A 25,110-nucleotide genomic window follows, 5' to 3' on the forward strand; every position below is an offset into this window, starting at 1 on the left:
GGGTTTGCCATGAACGATGCGCGAAGCCGCCGCTGGGCGGTAATCGGGGCGGTGCTGGGGCTGACGGGCCTGGGGCTGCAGTTCTACCTCACGTTCACCAACCGGCAACTGCCGCCGCTGGAAACGGTCATTCGCTTCTTCAGCTACTTCACCATCCTGACCAATGCGCTGATTACGGCGTATTTTCTGGTGCGCGCACTGGCTCCGGCCGGGTGGCTGGGGCGCTGGGTGTGGCAGCCGGAAGTGGGTACGGCCCTCACGGTGTACATTCTGGTAGTGGGCGTGGTGTACCAGACGGTGCTGCGCGGGCTGGTGCCCGTAGCTGGCTGGGGCCGCGTGGCCGACGACATCATTCACGGCCTCGTACCTTTGTTCATGCTGGGCTACTGGCTCGGGTTCGTTTCCGGTGGGCCGGTGCGGCTGCGCACGGTGCCGTATTGGCTGCTGTACCCGGCGGCGTACCTGGTCTACACACTGCTGCGCGGCCCTAGTGCTGGGTTTTATCCGTACCCATTCGTGGATGCGGCGGCTCTGGGCTACCCGCGCGTGCTGCTCAATAGCGCCGTGGTGCTCCTGGTATTGCTGGCGTTTTCGCTGCTGCTGGGTAGCGTAGCCAACTGGCGGCACCGCCGTAGCCCGATATCAGACCGCTGAAGCGGTTTTTCATCTTTTCTTCCTCTCGATTTTGCATCCTCGCAACCCCCACAACGCCCGTTACGATTTCCCGCAGTTGATTGCGCAAAGCCCCGCGCTGGCGGCCTTCGTGGTGCCCAATCCGACCGGCGACCAAAGCATTGACTTCGCCAACCCGGCCGCCGTGAAGGCCCTGAACCGGGCGCTGCTGCAGCAGTTCTACGGCGTAAGTCAGTGGGATGTGCCCGCTGGTTACCTCTGCCCGCCCATTCCCGGCCGGGCCGACTACCTGCACTACGCCGCCGACCTACTGGCCGAAGACCACGCCGGCGTCATTCCGCGCGATAAGGCGGTACATGTGCTGGACGTGGGCGTGGGGGCCAACTGCGTGTATCCCATCATCGGCTCGCAGGCCTACGGCTGGCGGTTCGTAGGCTCGGAGGTTGACGCATTGGCTCTAAAATCGGCGCGCACGATGGTGGCTGCCAACCCCGTGCTTACCGGTCGCATCGACCTGCGCCAGCAAACCCACGCCGCCTACGTGTTCGATGGCATCGTAAAGCCGCGCGAGGAGTTCGACTTGGTGATGTGCAACCCGCCGTTCCACTCCTCAGCAGCGCAGGCTGCCGAGGGTAGCCGCCGTAAGGGCCGCAACTTGGGCTACCCCAAAACCCCGGAGCCGGTCCTGAATTTTGGGGGGCAGAACTCGGAGCTGTGGTGTGAGGGTGGCGAGGAAGGCTTCCTCAAGCGCATGGTGGCCCAAAGCATTCCGCTCGGTCAGCAGGTGTTGTGGTTCAGTACGCTCATCTCCAAAAAGGAAACCCTGCCCAGCATCTACCACTTCCTGAAGCTGGCCGGTTCGCCCGAAACCCGTACCATCAGCATGAGCCAGGGCCAGAAGGTCAGCCGCCTCGTGGCTTGGACCTTCCAGACGCCCGAGCAGCGCCAGGCCTGGGCCGCCCGGCGCTGGAAATAACGTACTACGCTATCTGCAAATGAAAAACTACCTGGCCATCGGCTTGCTGGTGCTAACGGGCTGCCAAACCCCGGATGCCGGCGTCAATACCATTGATATAGTGGAGTATTCGGCGGGAAAAGTCGATTTACCCCAGTTGGTAAGTCAAAAGATCAGGAGTGGTAAAACGCCAATTCTGTATTTCTATGCCGATTGGTGCGGGCCTTGCCGCCGGTACCGGGAGTTACTCCAGGGTCCGGCATTGCAGTCGGCCCTATCGAAGGCCACACTGGTAAAAATCAACATCGATACCGATACGGTGTACTCGGCCCTTTACGGCATTGATGCGGTACCTACTTTCGTGAAGATAGACAGCACCGGGGATGTGCTTGCCCTAATTACTTCCGACCGTTGGGAGGAAGATGAACCAGAAGCCATTGCGCCGGTGATGCGGAATCTGGTAGAAAAGCAGACCTATAATATCAAAGCCCAGTAAAAGAAAGAGGCGGCTTCCGATATCGGGAGCCACCTCTTTCTTTTACTGGGTGAGAAATCTAACTTCTCACTTCGCGTATCTCACATTCTGATTACTCCACCACTACGCGGCTAACCTGCGTGGATTCGGCAGTTTCGATGTGTACCAGGTACAGGCCGGCGCGGAGGCCAGAGGCGTCCACGCTCACGTCCTGGCCGGTGAGGGCCGTGGTCTGGTCGAGCACTACGCGGCCGGTGGCGTCGCGTAGCACCACGCGGGCCGTGCGGGCGGCACCCGACTGCACCCGCAGTTGGAACTTGCCGCTGGTGGGGTTGGGGTACACCTGCACGCTGCTGCGCTGCACGGTAGCGGTTTTGCTGCTCAGCACGAGGTTACACACCTGAATGCCTTTGTTCTGGTCGGCAATGCGCTGGGCAAACTCTTGGTAGTACTGGTTGGTCACGCGGGCATCGTGCACGATGAGCGTGTTCTCGTCATTCTCGGTGTTGGCCGAGAGGCTCCAGTTGTGCGAGCCCACGAATACCTGCGGGTCCGACTGGGCCGCGCCGGCGTCGATGATGGCGGTTTTGTGGTGCATCTGGCCCGAGACGTTGTCTACCATGATGCGGTTGCCGAGCACGCCCTGAATGTTGTCGAAGATGCTTTGGGCGGCCGTGTTGGCGGTAATCTCGTCCAGCAGTACTTCCGAGCAGCCGGCCATGTTCTTGGCCTGAATCTGGTCGCGGATAGCGCGGCCGATGTCGCTCTGGGTGATGAGCATGGTGGCAATGTGCAGGTCGTTGTCGGCGGTTTGCACGGCCTGAATCAGGCGGCCGTTCACGTTATCGGTAGGCGAGAACCACGATTCCACCAGCTTGCCGCCGATGTTGAGGTAGTGCGGGGTGTTATCGGTTTTCAAGGAGCCGAATTTGGCCGTGGCCAACGTGCCCGAACCCCACATTTCGTTGAATTCCACCGTGTACACCTTGGCCAATGACTGGTCCTGAATGGCAATGGAGTTATTCTGGTCGGTGCTGAGCTGGGCAGGCGTCCAGTTGGTGGAGCCGGTCCACACCCACGGTTGGTTGGGGCTGGTGCTGTTGGCGTCAATCACCACAAACTTGTTGTGCATGATGTTCTGCTGGGTCTGGCGGCCCAGGCTAGGAATGCCGGCAGCCAGGCCTGCAATGCTGGCGTTGGTGTTGTCGTTTTCATACAGCACCCGAATAGCTACGCCCCGGGTCTTAGCGGCGTTAACGGCCGTGAGAATAGCCGGGCTGTTCCAGTTGTAGATGGCAATATCCAGCGTCTGTTGGGCGCGGCCAATGTAGCGGGCAATGGTATCGGCTACGGCCCCGCCGGGTAGGTAGGTGGCGTTATTGCCGGGGCTGGCCAGGGCCGTATTCACCGGGCGGGTGAAGTAGGTGCGCATCTTGCCCGTCGACTGCGAAGCCGTAATCATGGGAATCACCCGCGACTCGGAAAGGCCAGTGGCGTTGGTGCTGCTGGCCTTCACATAGTAGATAGTAGCCGGCTGCAACCCTGTAATGGTGAGGCTGTGGCTGGTGGTGCTGGTAGCATTGGTAATAGCCGTGAACGGGCCGGCCGCCGAGGCAGCGTACTCCAACTTGGTGTTACCGGCGTTCTGGGTGGTGAAATTCACCGTGAAGCCTGTGGTGCTGATGCCGGTCGGGTAGGGGGCGCTTACCAGGTTGGGCGTGTTGCCCTGCTGGAAATCGGCGTAGAGGCGGGGCAGCAGCTGGTAGCCGGTGCCCGCGCCCGTGGGAGCCGTGTTGGTAAACTGGCTCATGATGCCTACTACGTCAAACACGCCCGTGGGGGAGGGTTTGCCAATCAGGCCATCGGGACCGGTAGAGGCCGCGTTAACGTACATAACCGTGGTAGCATTGCCGCTGATACGGTACGTGGTGCTGGAAAATGCCGTAACGGCCGCCCCGGCCGTGGTAGTAACCGTGGTGGCGTTGGCCAGTTTCACCAGCTGGCCCTCATACTGCTCGGCGTAGGCGGCAGCAGCATTGGCCGAAGGAAACGAAACCGGTACGGGCAGCGGCCGGTTGCCTGCTACCACCGTCAGCGACGCCACCGGATCCAGTTCCAGCAGACCCCGATAATCCTTCAGTGTACCGGTTACAATGATGGAGTCGCCGGGGCGCACGTTGGGCGTGAGCGTGGTGGAGTATACGCCAATACCAGCCGTGCCGTCCTGCATGTAGCGGATAACGCCTAGCTCCGGGCCGTTGGTAACCACCCCGCGCACCGTAACGGTAGCCCCCGAGGCATTGAAAGCCGGAGCCTGCGCCCGTGCCTGGGCAATGGTAATGGCGGTCTGGGCCTGGGCCGGCAACCACGAGGCCACACCGAGAAGCGAGGCCAGCAAGAGTAATTTTTTCATCAAATGAGAAAAAGATTGGGGGGAAGGTGTGCAACTGAAAAACGGAAACAAATATCCTGATTTTCAGCCTGAAAATTGAGCTGCGCAGTGTGAAGAATTGATGATGGCCGACCACTTAGCTCCTCCCGCCGGATAAATGCAGTAAACCAGGATGCCGGGGCCGCAGTCCAGGAGCCGGGCGTTGCACCAATGGGTACAATGTGGGCTTCCGGGCTGCGACCCCGGCATGCGGTTTCACCAGCGGTGGAGAGAGTAGGCAGCCGGGGATACTGCTTAGCGGCCGGCTGGTTTTTTCTTGTTATCGGTGAGCATGGGCACGGCCGCCGAAGTAGACGTGCCGGCCGCGTTGGTGGATGAAACGCGCACGTAATATGACGTGCTGGGTTCCAGATTGGGAATATCTACGCTGTGGCTGGTGGTAGGAGCCGGCAGGTTGATAACCGTACCCAGGGCCGAGGTTTTGCCGTACTCCACTTTGGTGGTGCCGGGGTTGGCCGTCTGGAACAGCACCGTGAACCCGTTGCGGTAAATATTGGTCGGGATAGGCTCACCCTGAATAGCGGGCAAGCCCCCAGCTACCACAAAATCGGCGTAGAGGCGGGGCAGTAACTGGTAACCGCCGGTGCCATTCTGGGTAAACTGGCTCACGGTGCCAATCAGGTCAAACGTGCTGGTGGGCGGGGTTTTCTCCAGCAGCCCTTTCTCGCCCATGGAGGCTACATTGATGCGGACGGGCGTGGCCCGCTGCCCATTGAGCAAGTAATTGGTGTTGCCTTTCAGAGCCTCGATGGGCGTGCCTGTGGCGGTAGTCAGGCTGGTCAGGCCTTTAATGCGGATCAGACGGCCCTCGTACTCGTCGGTAAACACGGTGGCCAGGTCGGCGGCTCCCACCTCAATGGGCACCACTTTGCGGCCGGCAGCTAGCTTGGTGACACTGGCCACCGGGTCCATTTCCAGCAGGCCGTTGTAGTTCTTGAGCGTACCGGTAATCTGCACACTGTCGCCGGGAATAAGGGCGTGCAGGTCGGTATTGGTGGTGGAGAAAATGGCTAGGCCGGCTTCCGCATCCTGCACGAAGCGCAACTGGCCCAGCTCCGGCCCATTCGTTACCACACCCCGCACCGTAACGGTAGCACCGGGGCCGGCCGTCCGCGCTGCCTTAACCGTCGGCGGAACCGACGCCGGGGTGACTGGTTGCGCTGCCGCTTTGGGGCGTGCCGCCTGACGTTGGGCCTGAGCCCCCAGTACCGTGGAAAGAAGCAAAGCTGAAAATAGTACTCGTTTCATGCGCGGGGTTGTGGTAGTATGCGGGAGGAGAGAGGAAGCAGAAAAAAAAGAGGAGATAAGCAGAACCGTAAGCCCCATCGGAAGAGGTAAAAATACAGCTTTCGATTTCGAAAAATCTGCAATTATTTCCAGCTCTGGGAAAAAAAGCCGGCAGCAAAACGGGCCGGCCACTTGGTTAGCAGCCGGCCCGTTGGCAAGTAGTTACAGAATGTTGACTTCGGGATGCAGCTCAATGCCGAACTTCTCCCGCACCGAGGAAATGATGTCGTGGGCCAGCTCCTGGATATCGTGGCCCTGGGCCCCGCCGTGGTTTACCAGCACCAGGGCCTGCTTATCGTGCACGCCGTGCGCCCCGCGTCGCAGGCCCTTCCAGCCGCACTGCTCAATGAGCCAGCCAGCGGGCACCTTCACGCCTCCCGGTACGGGGTAACCCGGCAGGTCGGGGTACTGTGCTTTCAGTTCATCAAACTTGCCCTGCGACACCTCGGGGTTCTTGAAGAACGAGCCGGCATTCCCAATCTGGGTGGGGTCGGGGAGCTTGCTGCGACGGATGTGCATCACGGCCTCACTTACCTGGCGCGGCGTGGGTTCCCCGCCAATGCCCATATCCTCCAGGGTGGTCTGGATGGCCCCATAGCTGACGTTGAGCTGGGCACGGCGGTGCAGGCGCAGCACCACACCAGTTACCACGTATTGGTTTTTGAGCTGGCCTTTGAATATGCTTTCCCGGTACCCGAAACCGCATTCCTGCGCCGAAAACGTACGCAGCTGACCGGTGGTTATTTCCACGGCCTCCAGGTGGTCGAAGGTGTCTTTCAACTCCGCGCCGTAGGCCCCGATATTCTGGAGTGGCGCCGCCCCCACGGTACCCGGAATCAGCGACAGGTTTTCGATGCCATTCAGATCCTGGCTGAGCGTATACTGTACCAGCTCATGCCACGACTCGCCGGCCCCGGCCCTCACCAGCGCCGAATCCTCGTCCTGTCCTACGATTTCCAGTCCGTGAATCTCGTTTTTCAGCACCACCCCGTCGAAATCCTGGGTAAACAGCAGGTTAGAGCCGCCACCCAATACCAGTTTTTCAGCTTGCTGCACTTCCGGCAGGGCCAGCAACAGGCGGAGCTCATCCACCGAAGTAAAACGGGCAAACAAACGGGCCTTTACCTCAAGCCCAAACGTGTTGAATGGGCGCAGAGAAACGTGGTGTTCAAGTACGGGAGCCGAAGCCATAGCAATGCAGAGCGAATGATGTGCGGCAAAGGTAGCCGTTTGGCTGCCTTACACCTTCGGTCTGCTGCCGGTACCTGAACAGGCTGCCATTGAAAAAGCCCGGACAAGCCGGGCTTTCTGGTTTTTGTAGTTGTTCAGCCTTTGGCTCACCGCACCCGGTAGCCGCTCAGCGAGTAGTACAGCAGATACGCATAGCACAAGGCCGGGAGCACAAACGCCACCCGTAGGCCCCCGCCATTCGTTGCCAGCCACCCCATCAGGGGCGGGATGATGGCCCCGCCCACAATAGCCATAATCAGATAGGACGAGCCCTGTTTGGTGAAGCGGCCCAGGCCCGTAATGGCCAGCGGAAACACCACCGGCCAGATAATGGAGTTGCACAGCCCGCACAGCACCACCAGCCACAAAGCCGTTTCGCCGTGGTTCAGGATGGACAGCAGCACCAGCAGCGTACCGGCCGCGCACACGCCCACCAGCAGCTTGCGGGCGTTGAAGCGGCTGAGCAGGGGAATACCAATGATGCGCCCCACCATCAGCCCAAACCAGTAGGAAGCCACCAGCACCGCGCCCACAGCCTTGGTGAAGCCGGCGGTAGTGTCGATGGGCTCGGGCGTGTTGCCAAACAGCGTGGCGGCCCAGTTGGTGGCCAGGCTCAGGCCGCGCACCAACTCCTGCGTGAACCCGCTGAGCTGGCTGATGCCCTGGGCCTCGCCATAGCGGATCAGAAAAGAACCCAGGCCGACTTCCACGCCCACGTAGGTGAAGATGGCCACGATGCCGAGCACCAGGTGGCGGTAGTCGAGGGCGGAGCGACGGCCGGCTTCGGCGGGAGCGGTCGGGGCAGCAGCATCGGCTTCGGCCGGAATGCTCTCGATTTCGGGCAGGCGCACCAAAAAGAACAGCACCGCCAGCACGGCCAAGAACCCGGCCAGGCCTAAGTACAGCGGCTTCACCAGCGTGGCTTCCTGGGTGAGGCGCTGCTCCAGCGGCAAAGCCGCCAGCCGGGCCTTCAGCACGGCCGAGCCCCCGAACAGAATCAGCCCGCCAATGAGGGGCGAGATGGTGCCGCCCAGCCCGTTGGCCACACCCACAATGCTTACCCGGCTGGCCGCCGTGCGGGCCGGCCCCAGCACCGATACGTAGGGGTTGGCCGCCACCTGCAACAGCGTAACGCCTGCCCCCAGCAGCCCCAGGGCCAGCAGAAACAGCCCAAACGTGCGCGAGTTGGCCGCCGGCACAAACACCAGCGCCCCCACGGCCATAATCAGCAGGCCCGCCACAATGCCGCGCTTGAAGCCCAGCTTCTCCAGCAGCCGCCCCGCCGGCAACGACATCAGAAAATACGCCCCAAAGAAGGCCGACTGCACCGCCGACGACTGCAAATCAGTCAGCTGGCACACGTCCTTGAGGTAGGGCATGAGCACGTCGTTGAAATTGGTAACGGCCCCGAACAGGAAGAACAGGGTCGTCATCAGCACCATGGGGCCCGCGTAGGAGCGGGCCGTATCGGGCGCGAGGGTGGGAGAGGAGGAAGTAACCGGAGCGGCCATAGCAGGCAGGGTGAGAGAAATAAAAAGCCGGCCCGTGAGGCCGGCTTAGCAATGCTACGGAGTTTTTTGGAATAAAAAGCCCGGCTGAACCAAGCTCTATTCTAAAGCCCAGCCCTGGTCGCGCAGCCGGGCAACGCACCGGGGGCAGAAGCTGGTTTCGGCATCGGTGGGGTTGCCGCCCTCGGCGTCGCGCATGAAGCAGGTCGGTTCCGGGCAGTGCGGCAGGCCCTGCGTATGGCCGATTTCGTGGAGCACCACCTTATAAAACTGGGTGGAAACGCTACGGGGCCGCAGCCGGAAGCTGGACACCACGGCCGCCCGGCCCGGTTGGTAGCCCAGGCCCAGTACGCCCCAGTCGAGGTGGCCGTTTTTGGTGGTGCTGATGTCGTGCCGGGTCAGGCCGATAACTACGGTGTCGGCCCGGAACTGCCGGGTTAGAAACCGCAGCAGCGAATCGGCGCGGTACCGGTGGCGGGGCCGATAGTAGGCGGCTCGGGGCAAAGGGCGCGGGCGGGCCAGTACCACCGGTACGCGCTGATGCCGCAGCTGCTTGTACACCGACTGTGCTAGTGGCGCGGGAAAGCCTTGCAGCGGCTGGAGCACCAGTACCGGCGGCGCAGGCGCTTGGCAGCCGGCTCCAGCCAGTAACATCCCCAAAAGCCCTGTTATCAGACGGCAGATAGGAGTGCGAAAACCACAGGAAAACGGCATACCGGGCTGGGGTCTATAGCGGAAACTGCCGGCGCAGCTGTTGGTAGCCGGGGTGGTCGTCGAGGCTGGTGAGGCTCTCGAACATGCTGATGAAGGTGCGCACCAGCTCGGGGTCGGTGGTTTGCAGGGCCCGGGCTTCGGCCACCTTATCAAGGTTGTACTGGCCCAGAAACACCACCAGCGCCCGGAAGGGCTCCTTGGCCTCGGCATCGAAGCGCAGCAACAGCTGCAAAGGCAGCACCGGCACCAGCTGGTGCACGCCCAGGCCGGCGGCCCGCTGCTCGGGGTGCTCCGAGAGGGTCTGGAAGGCGTCGTCGAGCTGGCGCAGGGTGGCTTGGTGCTGAGCGCGGTGCTCCTCCCAATGCTCCGGGGCAATGGCATCAGCATCGGGGTGGAACTGCTGCCACACGCCCTGCACGAAGTGGTGCAGGCGGCCGTGCTGGTCGGGGGTGGGAGGTAGGGTTTCGGGGGCTTCGTCGGCGGCCAGAGTGGCCAGGTAGAACTCGCGCGAATCCCGGGCTCGGTCCAGTAGCAAGTCGTGAATCCGGTCGGTGAGGGCGCGCATCTCGCGCTGGTTCAGCTCGGGGCGGTGGTGGCGGGCGTAAAAAGTGCCAATGGCGGCCGAGTCGGTGAGCAACGCTAGGTACTCGCTGCCGGCCGCGTCTTCCAGAAACTCGGCCATGCGCTGCATAATCGGCTGGAAGCCCTTGTACAGTTCCCGCGTGGCGTCGCTGATGGTCACCACGGCGCTTTGAATCTGCTCTTCCACGGCGTTGGAGCGCTCTACCAGCTGCCGGGTTTCCTGGGCCAGCTGGCGGGTTTCGCTCGTGAGCCGGTGCATCTGCTGCATGGCCTCATCGGAGTTGCGGGAGGCCTCATCAGCCGCCTTCCAGCTCTGAAATGCTACAAACAACCCCAGAAACGAGGCCACGCTCCCGATAATGGAGTAGTGGCCGTTCAGCGCGTCGTAGGCCGTGAGGCCCAGCACGGCCAGGGCCAGAAACAGCACCAGGTAAAACAGAGAGTTCTTGTTGGGGTTGAAGAGGAAGGAAGCGCGCATGGCGCAAAGATGCAGATTGCCGCGGGTTGTGCCGGGTGGCCACAAAGCCCGCCGCCCGCCGCCGGGCAGCTAGGTTGCCCCGGCCGTATTCCCGACCTTTGCGGCTTCACTTTTGCCACCGTTCCCGCATCTTATGGCCGATAACCGCCGCTCCGCCCCGTTTTACATGACCGCCACCACCCAATTCGGGCTGGAAGAAGTACTGGCCCAGGAGTTGCGCCAGCTCGGGGCCACCATCGAAAAGGTGGGCCAGCGCGCCATTGAGTTTACCGGCAATATCCAGCTGCTCTACGAGGCCTGCCTGTGGTGCCGCACCGCCATGCGCATCCTCAAGCCCTTCGCCAGCTTCTACGCCGCCGACGAGAAAGCCCTGTACCGCGAAGTCGGTCGGGTTGACTGGAGCAAGTACATCCGCCAGGACCAGACGTTTGCCATTACGGCCGTGGTCAACAAATCCACCTTCGACCACTCCCTGTTCGTGGCCCAGCTCACCAAGGATGCCATTGTGGACCAGTTCCGCAACCGCACCGGCGAGCGACCCAGCGTGGACGTGAAGAACCCCGATATCCGCCTGCACCTGCACATGATTGAGAACGAGGTGGTGCTCAGCCTCGACGCCTCCGGCGAATCCCTGCACAAGCGCGGTTACCGGCAGCAAACCAACGTGGCCCCGCTCAACGAGGCCCTGGCCGCCGGCCTGCTGCTGCTGGCGGGCTGGGACGGTAAAAAAACGCTCATCGACCCCATGTGCGGCTCCGGCACGCTGCTCACCGAGGCTGCCCTCATTGCCCAGCGCATTGCCCCCGGCCTGTACCATCAGGGCAAGTTCGGGTTCGAAAACTGGGCCGACTTCGATGCGGCCCTCTGGGATTCTGTGCAGCTGGATGCCCGCCAGATGCGCCTGGAAGAGCCCCAGGCCTATCTGGCTGGCTCCGATTTGTCACGGGAGTTCATCGAGCTGGCCCGCGAAAACGTGGCGGCCGCCGACCTGGAAGACTTTATCCGGCTGGGCGTGCGCGACGTGAAGGAAGCCAAAGCCCCCGCCAAGGAAGCGCCTGGCATCGTCATCATGAACCCGCCCTACGGGGAGCGAATCGGGGACGAGCTGGAAATGGATGCCCTCTACAAAACCATCGGCGACACGCTCAAATCGGGCTTCCAGGGCTACGACGCCTACATCTTCACCGGCAACCTGGAGGCCGCCAAGCGCATCGGCCTGAAAGCCAGCCGCCGCACGCCCCTCTACAACGGCCCCATCGACTGCCGCCTGCTGAAATACGAGCTGTACCAGGGTACCCGGAAAGTGAGTAAGCCGGAGTAGGTAGAACGATTTTATAAGAACGTCATTCCGAGCTTGCCGAGGAATCTCGCGTACTGATGTTGTGGTAGTAATCCTGACGTCAGCACGCGAGATTCCTCGGCAAGCTCGGAATGACGTTCTTTAGTATACTGCCCCGTATCTTCCGCTCCCCAATTCCCACTGTCATGAAAAAAACGCTCTATACGCTGCTGTTGGCGGCTTCTTTGTTGCCGCTGGGTGCCGCGGCCCAGTCCATCACCCGCCTGAACCCTACCAACTGGTGGGTGGGCATGAAGCACAACACCGTACAGGTGCTGGTGTACGGCCCCCAGGCCGGTACGCTCGCCTACACCGTGAACTACCCTGGCGTGAAGCTGGTGAAAACCAACATCGTCGAAAACCCCAACTACGCCTTCCTTGACCTGATTATTGCGCCCACCGCCAAGCCCGGGCAGGTGGCGCTGGTGGGCAAGAAGGGCGCGAAAACCGTGACCCAGAACTGGGAGCTGAAGGCCCGCGACAACGCGGTGAAAGCCCAGGGCGTCACGCAGGCCGACTTCATCTACTTGGCCATGCCCGACCGGTTTGCCAACGGTGACCCCAGCAACGACAAGTTCGCCGACATGGCCGACCCCAGCTCCGACCGTGCCCAGCCCTTCCTGCGCCACGGCGGTGACTTGCAGGGAGCCAGCCAGCATCTGGATTACCTCAAGGAGTTGGGCGTGACGGCCGTGTGGTTTACGCCCGTCATCGAAAACAACCAGGGCCTCACCGACGAGGGCGGGGCCAAACGCTCGGCCTACCACGGCTACGGCTTCACCGACCACTACACCGTGGACAAGCGCTTGGGCGGCAACGCCGCCTACAAGGCCTTCGTGCAGAAAGCCCACGGCATGGGCCTGAAAGTGGTGCAGGACGCCGTGTACAACCACATCGGCAACAACCACTGGTTTATTCAGGACTTGCCCATGAAAAGCTGGCTGCACCAGTGGCCCGCCTACACCAACACCAGCTACCGCCAGCAGCCCATAACCGACCCCCACGCCGCCCAGATCGACAAGCGCGTGACCCTCGACGGCTGGTTTGTGCCCTTCCTGCCCGACCTCAACCAGCAGAACCCCTACGTGGCCAACTTCCTGATCCAGCACGCCCTCTGGACAGTGGAGAACTTCGGGGTGGATGCCTGGCGCATCGACACCTACATGTACAACGACCAGCCCTTCATGAACCGCTGCAACGCGGCCCTGCTGCAGGAGTACCCGAAGATTCACATTTTCGGGGAGTCGTCGGTGACCAGCATTGTGGATCAGGCCTACTACGTGCGCAACAAGATTGACTTTCCGTTCAAGTCCAACCAGCCCGGCGGCCTCGATTTCGTGCTGGAAAACGCCATGCTGGCCGGCCTGAAGGAAGTGGGCACGCCCGGTGCCACCGGCTGGGACAACGGCGCTCAGCGCGTGTACCAGGCCCTGGCCCAGGACGCCGTGTACCAGGACCCCACCAAGCTCGTCACCTTCATCGACAACCACGACCACAACCGTTTCCTGTCGGAAGTAGGCGAGGACGTGGCCAAGTACAAGATGGGCCTGACCTGGCTGCTGACCACCCGCGGCATCCCGAGCATGTACTACGGCACGGAAATCCTGATGAAGAACTTCAAGGACCCTTCCGACGCCGAAGTCCGCCGCGACTTCCCTGGCGGCTTTCCTGGCGACCAGCAGAACAAGTTCACGGCCGCCGGCCGCACCGAGGCCGAAAACGACGCCTTCCGCTTCGTGAGCACCCTGGCCAACTACCGCCGCACCCACCCGGTGCTCAGCTCCGGCCAGCTGATGCAGTACCTACCCGAAAACGGCCAGTACGTGTACTTCCGCTACGCCGACGCCGGCACCGTGATGGTGGCCTCCAACACCACCGATAAAGCCGCCAGCCTGCCCACCGCCCGCTTCTCCGAGCGCCTGACAGGCTTCACCAAAGCCCGCAACGTGCTAACCGGCGAAACGCTGAGCGACCTGAAAACGCTGCAAATTCCCGCCAAAACGGCCGTGGTGCTGGAGCTGATGAAGTAGGAAAACGTCATTGCGAGCGAAGCGAAGTAATCCTTCCTAATACAGAGTGCAAAACCCCAACCTATTCAAAAGCCCCTGACGTGTACACGTCAAGGGCTTTTGTATGTAGAGACGCGACACTTCGCGTCTCTATATTGAACTTCGCGTCTCTATATTGAACAGTAATGCACATTGTTCTGACGGGAGACGCGAAGTGTCGCGTCTCTACGGTCGTTCTGGTATTAGAAAGGTTTTTTTAGGTCATAGATGGGAGCACGGAAAAGGACGGATTGCTTCGTCGTGCCTCCTCGCAATGACACTTGGTTTACCCCGCATACTCCCGGCAGGCCTCAGCGCAGGCGCGGCAGGCGGCGGCGCACTGCTGGCAGTGGGGGTGGTTGTGCTTGGCGCACTCGTTGGCGCATTTCGTGCATACTTCAATGCACTCTTTGATGAGGTGTTTGGCGTGCTCGGAGCCGCGAGCGATGAGGCGGGCGACTAAAGCGCAGATGTCGGCGCAGTCCCGGTCGAGGCGGATGCAGTCGGTCATGTGGCGCACGTGCTCTTCGCCCAGGCAGGCGGTGGCGCAGTGCTCACAGGCAGCTACGCAGCGGTTGAGCGCGTCGAGCAGGGCTTGGTTCTGGGTGGCGGAGGCGGGGGAGTTGGTCATGGCGGAAAGGAACTAGAGAAAAGGATGGTGCGTGGTTGTACGCAGCCGGCCGGGGCGGCGGGCGTGTACGATTCGGGCCGGTGGGGTGCACCATTTTCGCCCGGGCCGGGTTAACTTCCTACTTTCACCCCGCCCGGTTTAGCCTTATCTTTACCCCATGTTATTTGCCGCCGAACCACTCGCTCCCACGCTCGAATCAGCCCGTAAAGTCCTCAAGCAGTACTACGGCTACGATTCCTTCCGGCCCATGCAGGAAGACATCATCAGCAATGTGCTAAGCGGGCAGGATACGGTGGTGCTCATGCCCACGGGCGGGGGCAAATCGGTGTGCTTTCAGGTGCCGGCGGTGGTGCAGGAGGGCGTGTGCGTGGTGGTGTCGCCCCTCATTGCGTTGATGAAGGATCAGGTGGAAGCGCTGAAAGCCAACGGCATTTCGGCCGCCTACATCAACAGCAGCGTGGGCCAGAGCGAGCAGAACAACATTGCCGCCGACTGCCTCAACGGCTACCTCAAGCTGCTCTACGTGAGCCCCGAGAAGCTGCTGTCGGAGGGCTTTCTCACCTTTCTCAAGCGCATGCGCGTCAGCATGTTCGCCATTGACGAGGCCCACTGTATTTCCAGCTGGGGCCACGATTTCCGACCCGAGTACACCCAGTTGCGGGTGCTGCGCGAGCAGTTTCCGCAGGTGCCCATCATTGCCCTCACCGCCACCGCCGACCGCCTCACCCAGCGCGACATCCAGACGCAGCTGCGCCTGAACGAGCCCCGGGTGTTCCTCTCGTCGTTCGACCGGCCCAACCTGAACCTGATTGTGCGGCCGGGGCAGGACCGCGTGGGCGGGATTCTGGAGTTTCTGGAGCGCCACCAGGGCGAGTCGGGCATTATTTACTGCCTCTCGCGCAAGCAGTGCGAAACCCTGACCGGGAAAATTCAGGCCAAGGGCATCAAGGCCGGCTTCTACCACGCCGGCATGACGCCCAACCAGCGCGCCGCCGTGCAGGAAGGGTTTCTGAAAGATGATCTGCAGGTGATTGTGGCTACCATCGCCTTCGGCATGGGCATCGACAAGAGCAACGTGCGCTGGGTGATTCACTACAACCTGCCCAAGAACATCGAGGGCTACTACCAGGAAATCGGGCGGGCCGGCCGCGACGGGGCCCCGGGCACGGCCGTGCTGTTCTACAGCTTCGCCGACGTGATGAGCCTGCGCGACATGCTCTCCAAGGACGACCCCAACCTCACCCAGCTCAACCTCACCAAGCTGGAGCGCATGCAGCAGTTTGCCGAGGCCGCCGGCTGCCGCCGCAAAATCCTGCTCAACTACTTCGGCGAAACCCTGCCCCAGGACTGCGGCAACTGCGACATCTGCCGCAACCCGCCCACCACCTTCGACGGTACCGAGCTGGCCCAGAAGGCCTTGTCGGCCGTGATGCGGGGCCGGGAGCGGATGAGCATCAGCCTGCTCATTGACGTGCTGCGGGGCATGCGCAACCAGGCCGTGCTCAGCGGTGGCTTCGACCAGATTAAAACCTATGGCGCGGGCCGCGACCTGCCCTACCTAGACTGGTACAGCTACGTGCACCAGATGCTCAACGACGGCCTGCTCTACATTGCTTACGAGGAAGGCTATTCGCTAAAAATTACAGCCCTGGGCAAAGAAGTGCTGCAGGGCCAGCGCAACGTGCTGATGAAGAAATTCCAGCCCGCCGAGAAAGCCGAAAAAACGCCCCGGGGCCGCAAAGCCGCCGCGGCCAAACCCGTGGCCGCCTCGCCCGAAGCGGCACTGTTCGAGGCCCTGCGCACCCTGCGCAAGCGCATCGCCGACGAGCAGGGCGTGCCGCCGTACGTCATCTTCACCGACTCCACGCTGCAGGAAATGGCGGCCGAGCGGCCGGTGAGCCGGGTGGCTATGCTCGGTATTTCCGGGGTGGGCATGAAGAAGTTTGAGAACTACGGCGAGGCCTTCATCCGGGAGGTGCTGGCCCACGGCGGCAACCCCGCCGCCCTCGCCGACCTGGACGAGGATACCCTGTCCATCAACCTCGACCCCGACGACCCAGGCGCACCCCGGGCCCCGCGCAAAAAGGAGGTGAGCACCGACGCCGGCAGCACCGTGGAAGCCACCTACCAGCTGCACCGCATGGGTCTGAGCCCCGAGGCCATTGCCGAGCGGCGCAACCTGGCCCTGAGCACGGTGCACACCCACCTGAGCACGCTCTACGCCAAGGGCTTCGACCTGCGCATTGAGGACTTCCTCTCGCCCCAGGACCTGGCCACCATCCAGACGGCCCAGGCCCAGCTGGGCGGGGAGCCCATGCTCCGCGACCTGTTCGACCACCTGCGCGAACAGTACGACTACTTCCGCCTGCGCCTGGCCCTGATGTACTTCAAGCGGCTGAAAGGGTAGGCCAGTAGCGCGAACTTTGTAGCTCGCGCCCCCGCGCCGTTCAAAGCCATTCCAACGGCGCGGAGACGCGAACTACAAAGTTCGCGCTACTGCACGCCGGCACAAATTCACCACTTTACAAATTCACCTCTGTTGACTCCGGTTCTGAAACGCTTCGGGCAGTTGCTGGTTTTGCTGGCGGTAGCAGCTTTCAGCCTCCGGATGCTCACGATGGTGCTGCCCTACCTGGGGTTTGAGAAAGGCATCCTATTCCTGACTACCAAGCCGGCTGCCGTGAACGACAACCCGTGGTTTCGGGTGGGATTTTACGTGCACATCACCAGTAGCTGGTGGGTGCTGGTGCTCGGGCTGGTACAGCTGGTGCCGACCTTATACCGCCGCTGGCCGCGCCTGCACCGACGACTGGGGCAGGTGTACGTGTCGAGCATTCTGGCCCTGGCGGCTCCGTCGGGGCTGATTCTGGCCCTGTACGCCAACGGCGGTCTGCCGGCCAAAGTGGGCTTCACGCTGCAGTGCGTGGTGTGGTGGCTGGTAACGTGGCAGGCGTACCGGGAGGCCCGGCAGCGGCGCTGGCTGCCCCACGCCGAGTGGATGCTGCGCGCCTACGCCGTTACGCTGGCTGCCATGAGCCTGCGCCTGGAAAGCTACGGCCTCTATTACTTCTTCCAGACCAAGCCCATTGAAACCTACCTGACCGTGGTGTGGCTTTCCTGGACCGGTAACCTGCTGCTGACGGAGCTGCTGGTGCAGGCAGGGCTGGGGCGGTGGTACCTGCGGGCGTTTGGGCTGCGGGTGGCGTCGGCGGCAGTGCCGTCGCCGACGGTGGCTGGAGGTATCGGATAAGTTGTATATTTTCCGGTAGAAGTGTTGTCCGACTTAGTTATTTGTGTTCCCGATGCGTCCTGTTTATCTGGCTGCCACCTGCGCCGCCCTGCTGACCGGTTGTCAGCAAAAACCCGCTGCTACGGCTGTCAGCACGACCACCGCTACCATCAAAGCGGTGGCCGCGCAACCAGCCCCGGCGGCTGCTCCAGCCGTTACTGTATCGGCCCTGTCGGCGCAGGAACTGCAGTTTTTTAGGGAGTATAGTCTGGCCGCCATTATTGCCAAAGAGCCTGATGACCACGAGGTAATGAACGGTTTTTACGGCCCCGACCACTACCGCATTGAGTTTGCTATGCTGGAGGTGCGGCAGGATCCGGCCAATCCGGCCCATTACTTTGTCAAGGGCAAAAATCGTTTTAAAAAGGCCATTACACCCTTTGAAGGGGATATTCTGCTGACCCAGCTTGCCAACCAGCCCCCGGCCGAAGTGCCCCAGCAGGCAATAGATAAAGCCACGAAGGAATACTATAAGGAACTGAACCAGCGCAACGCCTACTCCGCGCTGGGTACTTTCACGCTGCGCGAAGATGCTGGCTACAAAGGTGCCGGCGTGTTCAGGGGTGAGGTGCTGATTGATTTCTCAGTGCCCGATGAAGGTATCGTGGAACTGTTTACCCGCAACCCAAAAAAGAACGCGCGGGGTGGCGGGATACTGTTCGAGGGCACTTGGGAGAATCCCGAAACTCAGCAGCAAAAGCCTGTGCTGTGGGTGCAAAACATCTTTTATTACCAGCAGGATATCTTCCGCGACTTTATGATTGGTGAGCGGGACCCGGATTTCAACCCCAAGTACGCCAGGCTGGGTTGGGACACGTACTGGCAGAACGAAGAATGGTGGGCCGAACCCGGCCAGGTAACGGCCCAGGAGCCGGAGGCCGCCCCCGACACGGCTACTACCATCAGCACCTCTTTATAAGGCTATGCGTCCGGTTCTGCTCGTAACCTGTGTGGTGGGGCTGTTTGCCACCTGCCAGCCCAAAAAGGCCACCACTACGCAGCGGGCCGCCTCGGTTTTGCCGCCGCCCCCACTGCCGCCTTCCCGGCTGCTGCCTATTCCGCCCCCCGTTCCCGCGCCGCTGCCCGACCAGGAACTGACCCGGTTTCTGCAGCAGTACGCGGTGGCTCCGCTGCTGCAGTCGGTCCGAAACACCCAGGAGGTCGTGCCCTACAACGGTTTCTTCGGCTCCGACCGTCACCGCATTGAGGTGGTGCTGCTGCGCGTGCGGCCCGATGCCACCCAGCCACGCCGCTTGCTTGTCACGGCCAAAAGCCGGTTTAAAGGGAAAATACAGGACTTGCAGGGCGTCATTGAATTGACTGCTTTGCAACGGCAGCCCGCGCTGAACAAAGCCGAGCAAGCCTACGAAAAGCAGCAGGAAGCTATGCGCATGATGACCGTTATCCGCTTGCCCAATGCCGAGAAGGCGGTAGGCTACTACACGCTGACCGGAAACTTCGACTGGCGGGAGGTGGCCGGGGCCGGGCGTTTCGCGGGCCGAGCCGTGCTGGATGTAGCCGTTACCGACCAGCAAGGGTTGTGGTCGGCATCCCTGCGCAAGACTGCCGGTGCGCGCGGGGCTGATCTGTTGTTTGACGGGCAGTGGACCAGCGGCCAGATGGGGCTGGTAAAACCGTTTATTCTGGTAGAAAACGTGACGGGCTTTGCCGAGCACGTTTTGCAGGATTTCGAGGTGGGTGAGCGGGACATCGTCATCAACCCCAAATACGCCAGGCTGGGCTGGGACAGCTACTGGGAAAACGAGGAATGGTGGGCTGAGCCGACGAAAGCAGCGGCCCATGCTACTGCCATTCAGTAAAGTCTACGTGGACAACGCGAAGCTTCCTGAAATTCTTAGTAAAAATTTCAGCTAATTGAATTAGTATTCGCGTAAACGGGTTCGTATCTTCGTGAGCCGGTACTTGCTTGCCGTCGCAGCCCTATTCCCCGGCTCCCCTGCGTTATGATTAACACCAACCTCAAATTCTGGCGGCGCGAGCTGAGCCTCACGCAGGCTCAGATGGCCGAAAAGCTCGGTATCAAACGCTCCCTCGTGGGCGCTTACGAAGAAGGCCGGGCCGAACCCAAGCTCACCACCTTGGTGAACATGGCCCGCTTATTCGGTATTACGCTGGACGCGCTGGTAACCACGGACTTTACTAAGCGGAAGAACGCAAAAGCCGCTGCCCAGCTGCAGGCCCAGGCCACCCAAATGGCAGCTACTGAGACTACCGCTAACCGGACCGGCAATAATCTGCGGATTCTGGCCCTTACGGTCGACCGTGACCAGAATGAGAATATTGAGCTGGTGCCCCAGAAGGCGGCGGCCGGCTACCTCAACGGCTACGCTGACCCTGAGTACCTGGAGGAACTGCCTAAGTTCCGGCTGCCCATGCTGGGCAATACCGGCACCTACCGCGCCTTCGAAATTGCCGGCGACTCCATGCTGCCCATTGCCAGCGGTACCGTTATCGTGGGCCGCTACGTGGATGACTGGATGAGCCTCAAGGATGGTACGCCCTGCATTGTGGTATCGGGTAAGGAGGGCATCGTGTTCAAGCGCGTGTTCAACCGCCTCAAGGATGCCGCCATGCTGGCCCTGCACTCCGATAACCCGCTGTACTCGCCCTACCAGATTGACGTGGAGGACGTGGTGGAAATCTGGGAAGCCAAGGCTTACATCAGCAGCACCTTCCCCATTGCTGACCTCTCGCTCAACCGGCTGGCCAGCATCGTGCTCGATCTGCAGCAGCAGGTCAGCATCATGAAAAAAGTATAAGCCCTGATAATGGGTTGCCCCTGCAAGCCCGACTGCCGGTTCCGGTGGTCGGGCTTTTTGGTGGGGCAAGGAGCAGAAAGCGGCCGGGGCTTAACTTATCGGCGGGCGTCTGCGTAAGCGGGGCACCACTTATCCCGATTCTGCGATGCTCAAGCTCATTCCTGCCACCGACCGTTTTCACGCCGCCCCCGTAGCCTGGCTCAATAGCTACTTCCTGTTCAGCTTTGCCGACTACTACGACCCCGAAAACGTGCATTTTGGCCCGCTGCGGGTGTTCAACGACGACACCATCCAGGGCAACTCGGGCTTTCCCCAGCACCCGCACTCCGAAATGGAGATTGTGACCCTGGTGCTGGATGGGGAACTGCAGCACGAGGATACCATGGGCAACAAGGCCACCATCAAAAAAGGCGAGGTGCAGCGCATGACGGCCGGCACCGGCCTGGCCCACTCCGAACAAAACGCCACCGATAAGGCGGCTCACATCTACCAGCTCTGGTTTCTGCCCAATCAGAAGGGCTTAGCCCCCAGCTATGAGCAGAAGGATGTGGACTTCCTCGATACCAAAAACGAGCTGGTGCCGCTGGTTTCGGGCCAGAAGGTGCTGGAAGATGTGGTGTACATGAACTCCAACAGCACGGTGTACTGGTGCAATCTGCGCAAGGGCAAATCGGTGATGTTCAAAACGTTTCCCATTCGCAATACCTTCCTGTACGTGAAGGAGGGCAATGTTTTCGTGAATGGGGTGGATCTGGGTCCTAACGACCAAATCCGCTCTACCGACGAGCACGTACTGGAAATACAGGCCACGCACGATGCGCAGTTCATTCTCATTGATCTGCCGGCCCGCGAAATCAATTATTAACCGTCCTGCATGAGTATTACTTATCCTGAGCATCTGCTGCCGGCCGACGAGGCCATCCGCCTCCGGGCGTTGCACCTGTATCAGATTGCCGGGACTGCACCCGAACCCATTTTCAACGAGTACGTAGCCTGGGCCGCCCAGCTGTTCAGCACGCCCATCTCGCTGATTTCGTTGGTGGATGACGAGTACGTACACTTCAAGGCCGTCACCGGGGCCGAAGGGGTGCCCGGCCTGCCGCGCACCGAAAGCATGTGCTCGGCCGCCATTCTGGTGGATACGCCCATCATCACTTCCGATTACAAAGCTGAGAGCTGCCAGCTCATCAAGCCCGATGTGGCTCAGGCGCTGGGCCTGAACTTTTATGCCGGCTCGGCGTTGCGCATGCCCGGTGGGGCCCGCATCGGTATGCTGGCCGTCATTGGCCGCGAGTACCGCACGCTTTCCAGCACGGAGGAGGACGTACTCACGCGTCTGGCCGATCTGGTGAGCCGCACCATTGAGCTCCGCTTCCAGTACCTTGATGCCGACCAGGCCGACCACTGGGACGCGGCCCAACAGGAACTCTCCGGTACCATCGACGACAATGCCGCACTGACCCGTTACCTAGTCACCCGTAACCACGGCATCAACCTTGATGACCCTGAAATCCAAGACCTGGTGCTGCGGCGTCTGGCGGGTATTGCCAAGGTGCTGGACCGCCGCCTACGGGAAGTGTTGGCGGTTGGATAAGCACAACATGTCCTATTTGCCCGGCACCGCAGCGGCAGGCCGAAGCAGTTGTCGAAATGCCCGGAGCGCCGCCGGGTGGTAGATAGTGCCGTGCGTTTCCTGAGGCATGGGCTCGTAAAACCACCGAACGGCGGGGTTGCCGGCCGTTTGCAGGGCCTTTACAAACTCGCCCGCGTCGGTTACAATTTCAGGCTCGTTGCTGGTGGCAATAAACAGGGCTTTAGACGCGCCTTTGTAGGTGGCCAGGAATTTGGGAGCCTGCTGTACCAGGTTGCGGCTGTTCCACCACAGGCTGGGGTCGAAGGCCAGGTAGGTGGTGAAGAGGTCGGGCTCCAGCAGCAGGGTTTCTACCACAAACAGGCCGGCCAGCGATTCGCCCACCACGGCCGTTTCCTCGGTGGTGCGGTAGCGGCGCTTGATTTCGGGCATCAGCTCGGTGCGGACAAACCGGCGAAACGCGGCCGAGCCACCTACGCGCGGCGCTATTTTCTTGTCCTTCTCGTTGGTGGTGGGGCCGGTCATGTCGCGGCGGCGCTCCGTGTTTTCGATGCCCACCAACAGGAAGGGCCGCATGGTTTCGTTGCCCACCGACACCTGCACCAACCCCGCCACGTGCAGGAAATCCTCGGCCATTCCGCCATCCGGCATGTACAGCACCGGCACGCGCATGCTCGCCGATTCCGCGTAGCCGGCCGGCAGATACACGTTGATGCGCCGCGTTTCGCCCAATACTTTAGAGGCAATGGTAAACGTCTGGCCAATGCTGAGCGGCGCAGCCTGCGTTTGAGCTTCAGCTGACAAGGCACAAGCTACCAGAAGAAATACAAGTAGACAGCAGAGTTTACAGGTAGTTTTCATGCTTCACTTACTAGAGTTCTGTCACTAAAATCTTTTCATTGGTAGTAAGCATGAACTCACACAAAGCTTTAAAGATTAGTGCTGAATCTGCATCAGGAAGAAGATTGTCGCAGAAGTAAAATCCATCATTTTCTACTGTCACAAATGCTGGAGGCCAAGCTATAGTCTCATTCAATGAAACAGAATCAGGCTGCTTGGCAAAAAGGTCAAGCCTCTCCGACGTATTGTGACGGGCTACATAGAAGCGGCGCTGCACAAATTGCAGCGCCGCTTCCGGGTTGAAATTCTGGCCGCTAAGCCGAAGTTCCTTGCCCATTACATCGTGTACTTGCGGCCTTTGTTCTGTTGTTTCAGGTAGGCCATCAGCGGCTGGAAGTACTCCACCATGGCGCGGGCCGAGAGGTCTTCGCCGGTTTTTTCCTTCAGCACGGTACGCCAGTCCTTGCTGGCCCCGGGCCGCATGATGTCGGCCAGGAACGCGCCCACTTCCTTGTTGCCGTAGTAGTTGGTGGCGTGCGGGTCCTGCTTCAGGATCTGCTTGCTGATGTGGTCGTGCAGCTGGAACAGGATGACGTACGAGAGGGCATAGTCGTAGTACTGCGCGGGGTCGTCGTTGATGTGGGTTTTGGTGGCCGGGTCGAGGTACTGCTCGCCGCGGGTGGTAGGGGGCACAATGCCCTGATACTGCTTGGCCAGCGCCCACCAGCGGGCGTTGAGCTGGTCGGCAGGCAGCTTATCGGCGTAGAAGCTGTTCTCCCACTCGCTCATTACCCCCGAGGCAAACGGGATGAATACGGCATAGTTCAGGGCTTCCTTCAGCAGCGTCTGGGTCTGGTCGGTTTTGGCTTTGGCGTCCACCAGGCCCAGGCCCGCCAGGAAGGGTTTCTGGGTGGCAGCTAGGCCCATGAGGGAGCCCATGGCCTCGTGGTAGGCGCGGTTGGCCCCGCCGCGCAGCAGGGGTGGCACTTCGGGGTTGGTGTAGGTGAGGTAGTAGTAGATGTGGCCCAGCTCGTGGTGGGTGGTTTCGTACCACTCGGTGTTGCCTTCCACGCTCATCAGGCTGCGCACGTCCTGGTTCAGGTCCATGTGCCAGGCCGAGGCGTGGTTGTTCTTCTTATAGGTCGCGCCCTTGGGCAGCGGGTACAGGCTCGATTTCTCGTAGAACGAGCCGGGCAACGCCGGGAAGCCCAGGCTCTGGTAGAACCGCTCGGCCTGCTGCACCTGCCACTCGGGGCCTTTTTTGGCCAGCACGGGGTCAATGTTGAGGCCTTTCACGTCCACCATGGCGCTCCAGTCCTGGCCCCAGCGGTTGGGCAGCCAGGAGGCGGGCAGGTAGTCGGGCACCTGCTTCACGCCGTACTTTTTGGCCAGCTCGTAGCGGGCGTAGGTGTGCAGCTCCCGGTACAGGGGGCGCAGTTCCTCGTTGATTTTGCGCACCAGCGTCATCATCTCCTCCCGGCTCAGGCCGTAATCGGAGGCCTGGTAGCTGAAGTAGTCGGGGTAGCCCAGGGCCTGCACCGTCTGGTTGCGCAGGTCGCGCAGGTTCAGCAGCCCGTCCTTGAGGGTGGGGCCGATAGCCTTGCTGGCTTCCCAGATCTGCTGGCGCTTCAGCGGGTTGTTCTCCTTGCGCAGCAGCTCGTCCAGGTCGTTGGTGGTGACCGATTTGCCCTGGTACTTGTAGTCGAAGCCGTAGAGCTTCTCGGTCTGCTGGGTTTCGGCCTTGATGCGCTGCTTCACCACCTCAGCAATGGTCTGGGGCGAATTGGCGGCGTTGTAAAGGGCCGTCTGCAGCTGCTTTACCTGAATTTCGGATAATTGGTCTTTGTGCTCCAGCAGCTCGCGCAGGCGTTGAATATTCTGGGTGGAGCCGGTGAAGGCCGCCATCCGCTCGTTGGCCCGGGCCGTAGCGCCGGCGTTGGCCGTGTCGCCGGCCACAATGCGGGTGTTAGAGCGCCACTCGGCTTCCGACGACTGCGTGTACAGCCGCACGTACTCGGCCGAATACTCTTTCAGGAACGCCTCGGCCTGCTCCGGCCACGACGGGGCGGCGGGCTGGGTAGCGGGTTCCGGCTGGGTAGCGGCGGGTGGGGCCGAGGTGACGGGCGCTTTGGCCGTGGGGGCGCAGGAGGCCAGCACGGCGGCCGTGAGGGTAGGCAGGAGGTAGCGTTTCATAGGGCAGGAAAAATAACTGGAACGTCTGTAAAGGTACACCGCCCGGCGCTGACCGAAAGGAGAGGAGAAACGCCAGCCGACAACT

General features: G+C 61.3%; 22 protein-coding genes. 12 read left to right on the top strand and 10 right to left on the bottom strand.

Annotation, left to right across the window (positions count from 1 at the left end):
* The first annotated feature begins 9 nt into the window (after positions 1 to 9).
* Genes HSW_RS10130 through HSW_RS22760 form a run of 3 tightly spaced genes read left to right on the top strand, consistent with a single transcriptional unit; the run spans position 10 to position 2,084 of the window.
* A complete protein-coding gene (locus HSW_RS10130; RefSeq protein WP_044001834.1) occupies positions 10 to 654 on the top strand; it encodes a Pr6Pr family membrane protein in 645 nt (214 codons plus the stop codon).
* Positions 655 to 685: 31 nt separating this feature from the next.
* Positions 686 to 1,609 (top strand): 23S rRNA (adenine(1618)-N(6))-methyltransferase RlmF, encoded by a 924-nt coding sequence (gene rlmF, locus HSW_RS10135; protein ID WP_044001835.1) that lies wholly within the window; start codon positions 686 to 688, stop codon positions 1,607 to 1,609.
* A gap of 19 nt (positions 1,610 to 1,628) precedes the next feature.
* Entirely contained in the window at positions 1,629 to 2,084 is a 456-nt protein-coding gene (locus tag HSW_RS22760; protein WP_052346319.1) for a thioredoxin family protein, read from the top strand.
* A gap of 91 nt (positions 2,085 to 2,175) precedes the next feature.
* On the opposite strand, the gene HSW_RS10145 is transcribed toward HSW_RS22760, so the two are convergent.
* From HSW_RS10145 to HSW_RS24545, 6 genes are all read right to left on the bottom strand, one after another.
* Positions 2,176 to 4,476 (bottom strand): phospholipase D-like domain-containing protein, encoded by a 2,301-nt coding sequence (locus HSW_RS10145; RefSeq protein WP_044001836.1) that lies wholly within the window; start codon positions 4,474 to 4,476, stop codon positions 2,176 to 2,178.
* A gap of 273 nt (positions 4,477 to 4,749) precedes the next feature.
* Complete coding sequence (locus HSW_RS10150; protein ID WP_155832913.1) at positions 4,750 to 5,763, bottom strand: hypothetical protein; 1,014 nt, start codon at positions 5,761 to 5,763, stop codon at positions 4,750 to 4,752.
* A gap of 201 nt (positions 5,764 to 5,964) precedes the next feature.
* A complete protein-coding gene (gene murB, locus HSW_RS10155) occupies positions 5,965 to 6,993 on the bottom strand; it encodes a UDP-N-acetylmuramate dehydrogenase (protein WP_044001838.1) in 1,029 nt (342 codons plus the stop codon).
* A gap of 146 nt (positions 6,994 to 7,139) precedes the next feature.
* Positions 7,140 to 8,543, bottom strand: a complete 1,404-nt coding sequence (locus tag HSW_RS10160) for a sugar MFS transporter (protein WP_044001839.1) — start codon at positions 8,541 to 8,543, stop codon at positions 7,140 to 7,142.
* A 96-nt stretch (positions 8,544 to 8,639) separates the two neighbouring features.
* Complete coding sequence (locus tag HSW_RS24540) at positions 8,640 to 9,194, bottom strand: hypothetical protein (RefSeq protein ID WP_052346320.1); 555 nt, start codon at positions 9,192 to 9,194, stop codon at positions 8,640 to 8,642.
* Positions 9,195 to 9,267: 73 nt separating this feature from the next.
* Complete coding sequence (locus tag HSW_RS24545) at positions 9,268 to 10,314, bottom strand: hypothetical protein (protein ID WP_044001840.1); 1,047 nt, start codon at positions 10,312 to 10,314, stop codon at positions 9,268 to 9,270.
* A gap of 133 nt (positions 10,315 to 10,447) precedes the next feature.
* On the opposite strand from HSW_RS24545, the gene HSW_RS10175 reads away from it, so the two are divergent.
* Both HSW_RS10175 and HSW_RS10180 read left to right on the top strand, forming a co-directional pair.
* Complete coding sequence (locus tag HSW_RS10175; protein WP_044001841.1) at positions 10,448 to 11,635, top strand: THUMP domain-containing class I SAM-dependent RNA methyltransferase; 1,188 nt, start codon at positions 10,448 to 10,450, stop codon at positions 11,633 to 11,635.
* Positions 11,636 to 11,799: 164 nt separating this feature from the next.
* A complete protein-coding gene (locus tag HSW_RS10180; protein ID WP_044001842.1) occupies positions 11,800 to 13,683 on the top strand; it encodes a glycoside hydrolase family 13 protein in 1,884 nt (627 codons plus the stop codon).
* 304 nt (positions 13,684 to 13,987) lie between these two features.
* Here HSW_RS10180 and HSW_RS10185 read toward each other — a convergent pair whose 3' ends face one another.
* Positions 13,988 to 14,332 carry a four-helix bundle copper-binding protein gene (locus HSW_RS10185; protein ID WP_044001843.1) on the bottom strand — a complete coding sequence of 115 codons (345 nt, stop codon included), beginning with the start codon at positions 14,330 to 14,332 and terminating at the stop codon, positions 13,988 to 13,990.
* 157 nt (positions 14,333 to 14,489) lie between these two features.
* On the opposite strand from HSW_RS10185, the gene recQ reads away from it, so the two are divergent.
* From recQ to HSW_RS10220, 7 genes are all read left to right on the top strand, one after another.
* Positions 14,490 to 16,739: a DNA helicase RecQ gene (gene recQ / locus HSW_RS10190; protein WP_044001844.1), complete on the top strand. Its 2,250-nt coding sequence runs from the start codon at positions 14,490 to 14,492 to the stop codon at positions 16,737 to 16,739.
* Between the two features lie 132 nt (positions 16,740 to 16,871).
* Complete coding sequence (locus HSW_RS10195; RefSeq protein WP_071883094.1) at positions 16,872 to 17,582, top strand: DUF2306 domain-containing protein; 711 nt, start codon at positions 16,872 to 16,874, stop codon at positions 17,580 to 17,582.
* 52 nt (positions 17,583 to 17,634) lie between these two features.
* Positions 17,635 to 18,540 (top strand): hypothetical protein, encoded by a 906-nt coding sequence (locus tag HSW_RS10200; protein ID WP_044001845.1) that lies wholly within the window; start codon positions 17,635 to 17,637, stop codon positions 18,538 to 18,540.
* Between the two features lie 4 nt (positions 18,541 to 18,544).
* Entirely contained in the window at positions 18,545 to 19,441 is an 897-nt protein-coding gene (locus HSW_RS10205; protein ID WP_044001846.1) for a hypothetical protein, read from the top strand.
* 144 nt (positions 19,442 to 19,585) lie between these two features.
* Positions 19,586 to 20,401 carry a LexA family transcriptional regulator gene (locus HSW_RS10210; protein WP_044001847.1) on the top strand — a complete coding sequence of 272 codons (816 nt, stop codon included), beginning with the start codon at positions 19,586 to 19,588 and terminating at the stop codon, positions 20,399 to 20,401.
* 145 nt (positions 20,402 to 20,546) lie between these two features.
* Complete coding sequence (locus tag HSW_RS10215) at positions 20,547 to 21,266, top strand: pirin family protein (RefSeq protein WP_044001848.1); 720 nt, start codon at positions 20,547 to 20,549, stop codon at positions 21,264 to 21,266.
* A gap of 9 nt (positions 21,267 to 21,275) precedes the next feature.
* A complete protein-coding gene (locus tag HSW_RS10220; RefSeq protein ID WP_044001849.1) occupies positions 21,276 to 21,995 on the top strand; it encodes a GAF domain-containing protein in 720 nt (239 codons plus the stop codon).
* Positions 21,996 to 22,007: 12 nt separating this feature from the next.
* Here HSW_RS10220 and HSW_RS10225 read toward each other — a convergent pair whose 3' ends face one another.
* From HSW_RS10225 to HSW_RS10230, 3 genes are all read right to left on the bottom strand, one after another.
* Positions 22,008 to 22,796 carry an alpha/beta hydrolase gene (locus tag HSW_RS10225; protein ID WP_231501389.1) on the bottom strand — a complete coding sequence of 263 codons (789 nt, stop codon included), beginning with the start codon at positions 22,794 to 22,796 and terminating at the stop codon, positions 22,008 to 22,010.
* Between the two features lie 67 nt (positions 22,797 to 22,863).
* Positions 22,864 to 23,169: a hypothetical protein gene (locus HSW_RS24235; protein WP_155832914.1), complete on the bottom strand. Its 306-nt coding sequence runs from the start codon at positions 23,167 to 23,169 to the stop codon at positions 22,864 to 22,866.
* Positions 23,169 to 25,025, bottom strand: coding sequence for a M2 family metallopeptidase (locus HSW_RS10230; RefSeq protein ID WP_044001851.1), 1,857 nt, complete (start codon positions 25,023 to 25,025; stop codon positions 23,169 to 23,171). Before HSW_RS10230 ends, HSW_RS24235 begins: the two co-directional genes overlap by 1 nt.
* Positions 25,026 to 25,110: the final 85 nt, after the last annotated feature.

The organism is Hymenobacter swuensis DY53, from assembly GCF_000576555.1.
GTDB classification, from domain to species: Bacteria; Bacteroidota; Bacteroidia; order Cytophagales; family Hymenobacteraceae; genus Hymenobacter; species Hymenobacter swuensis.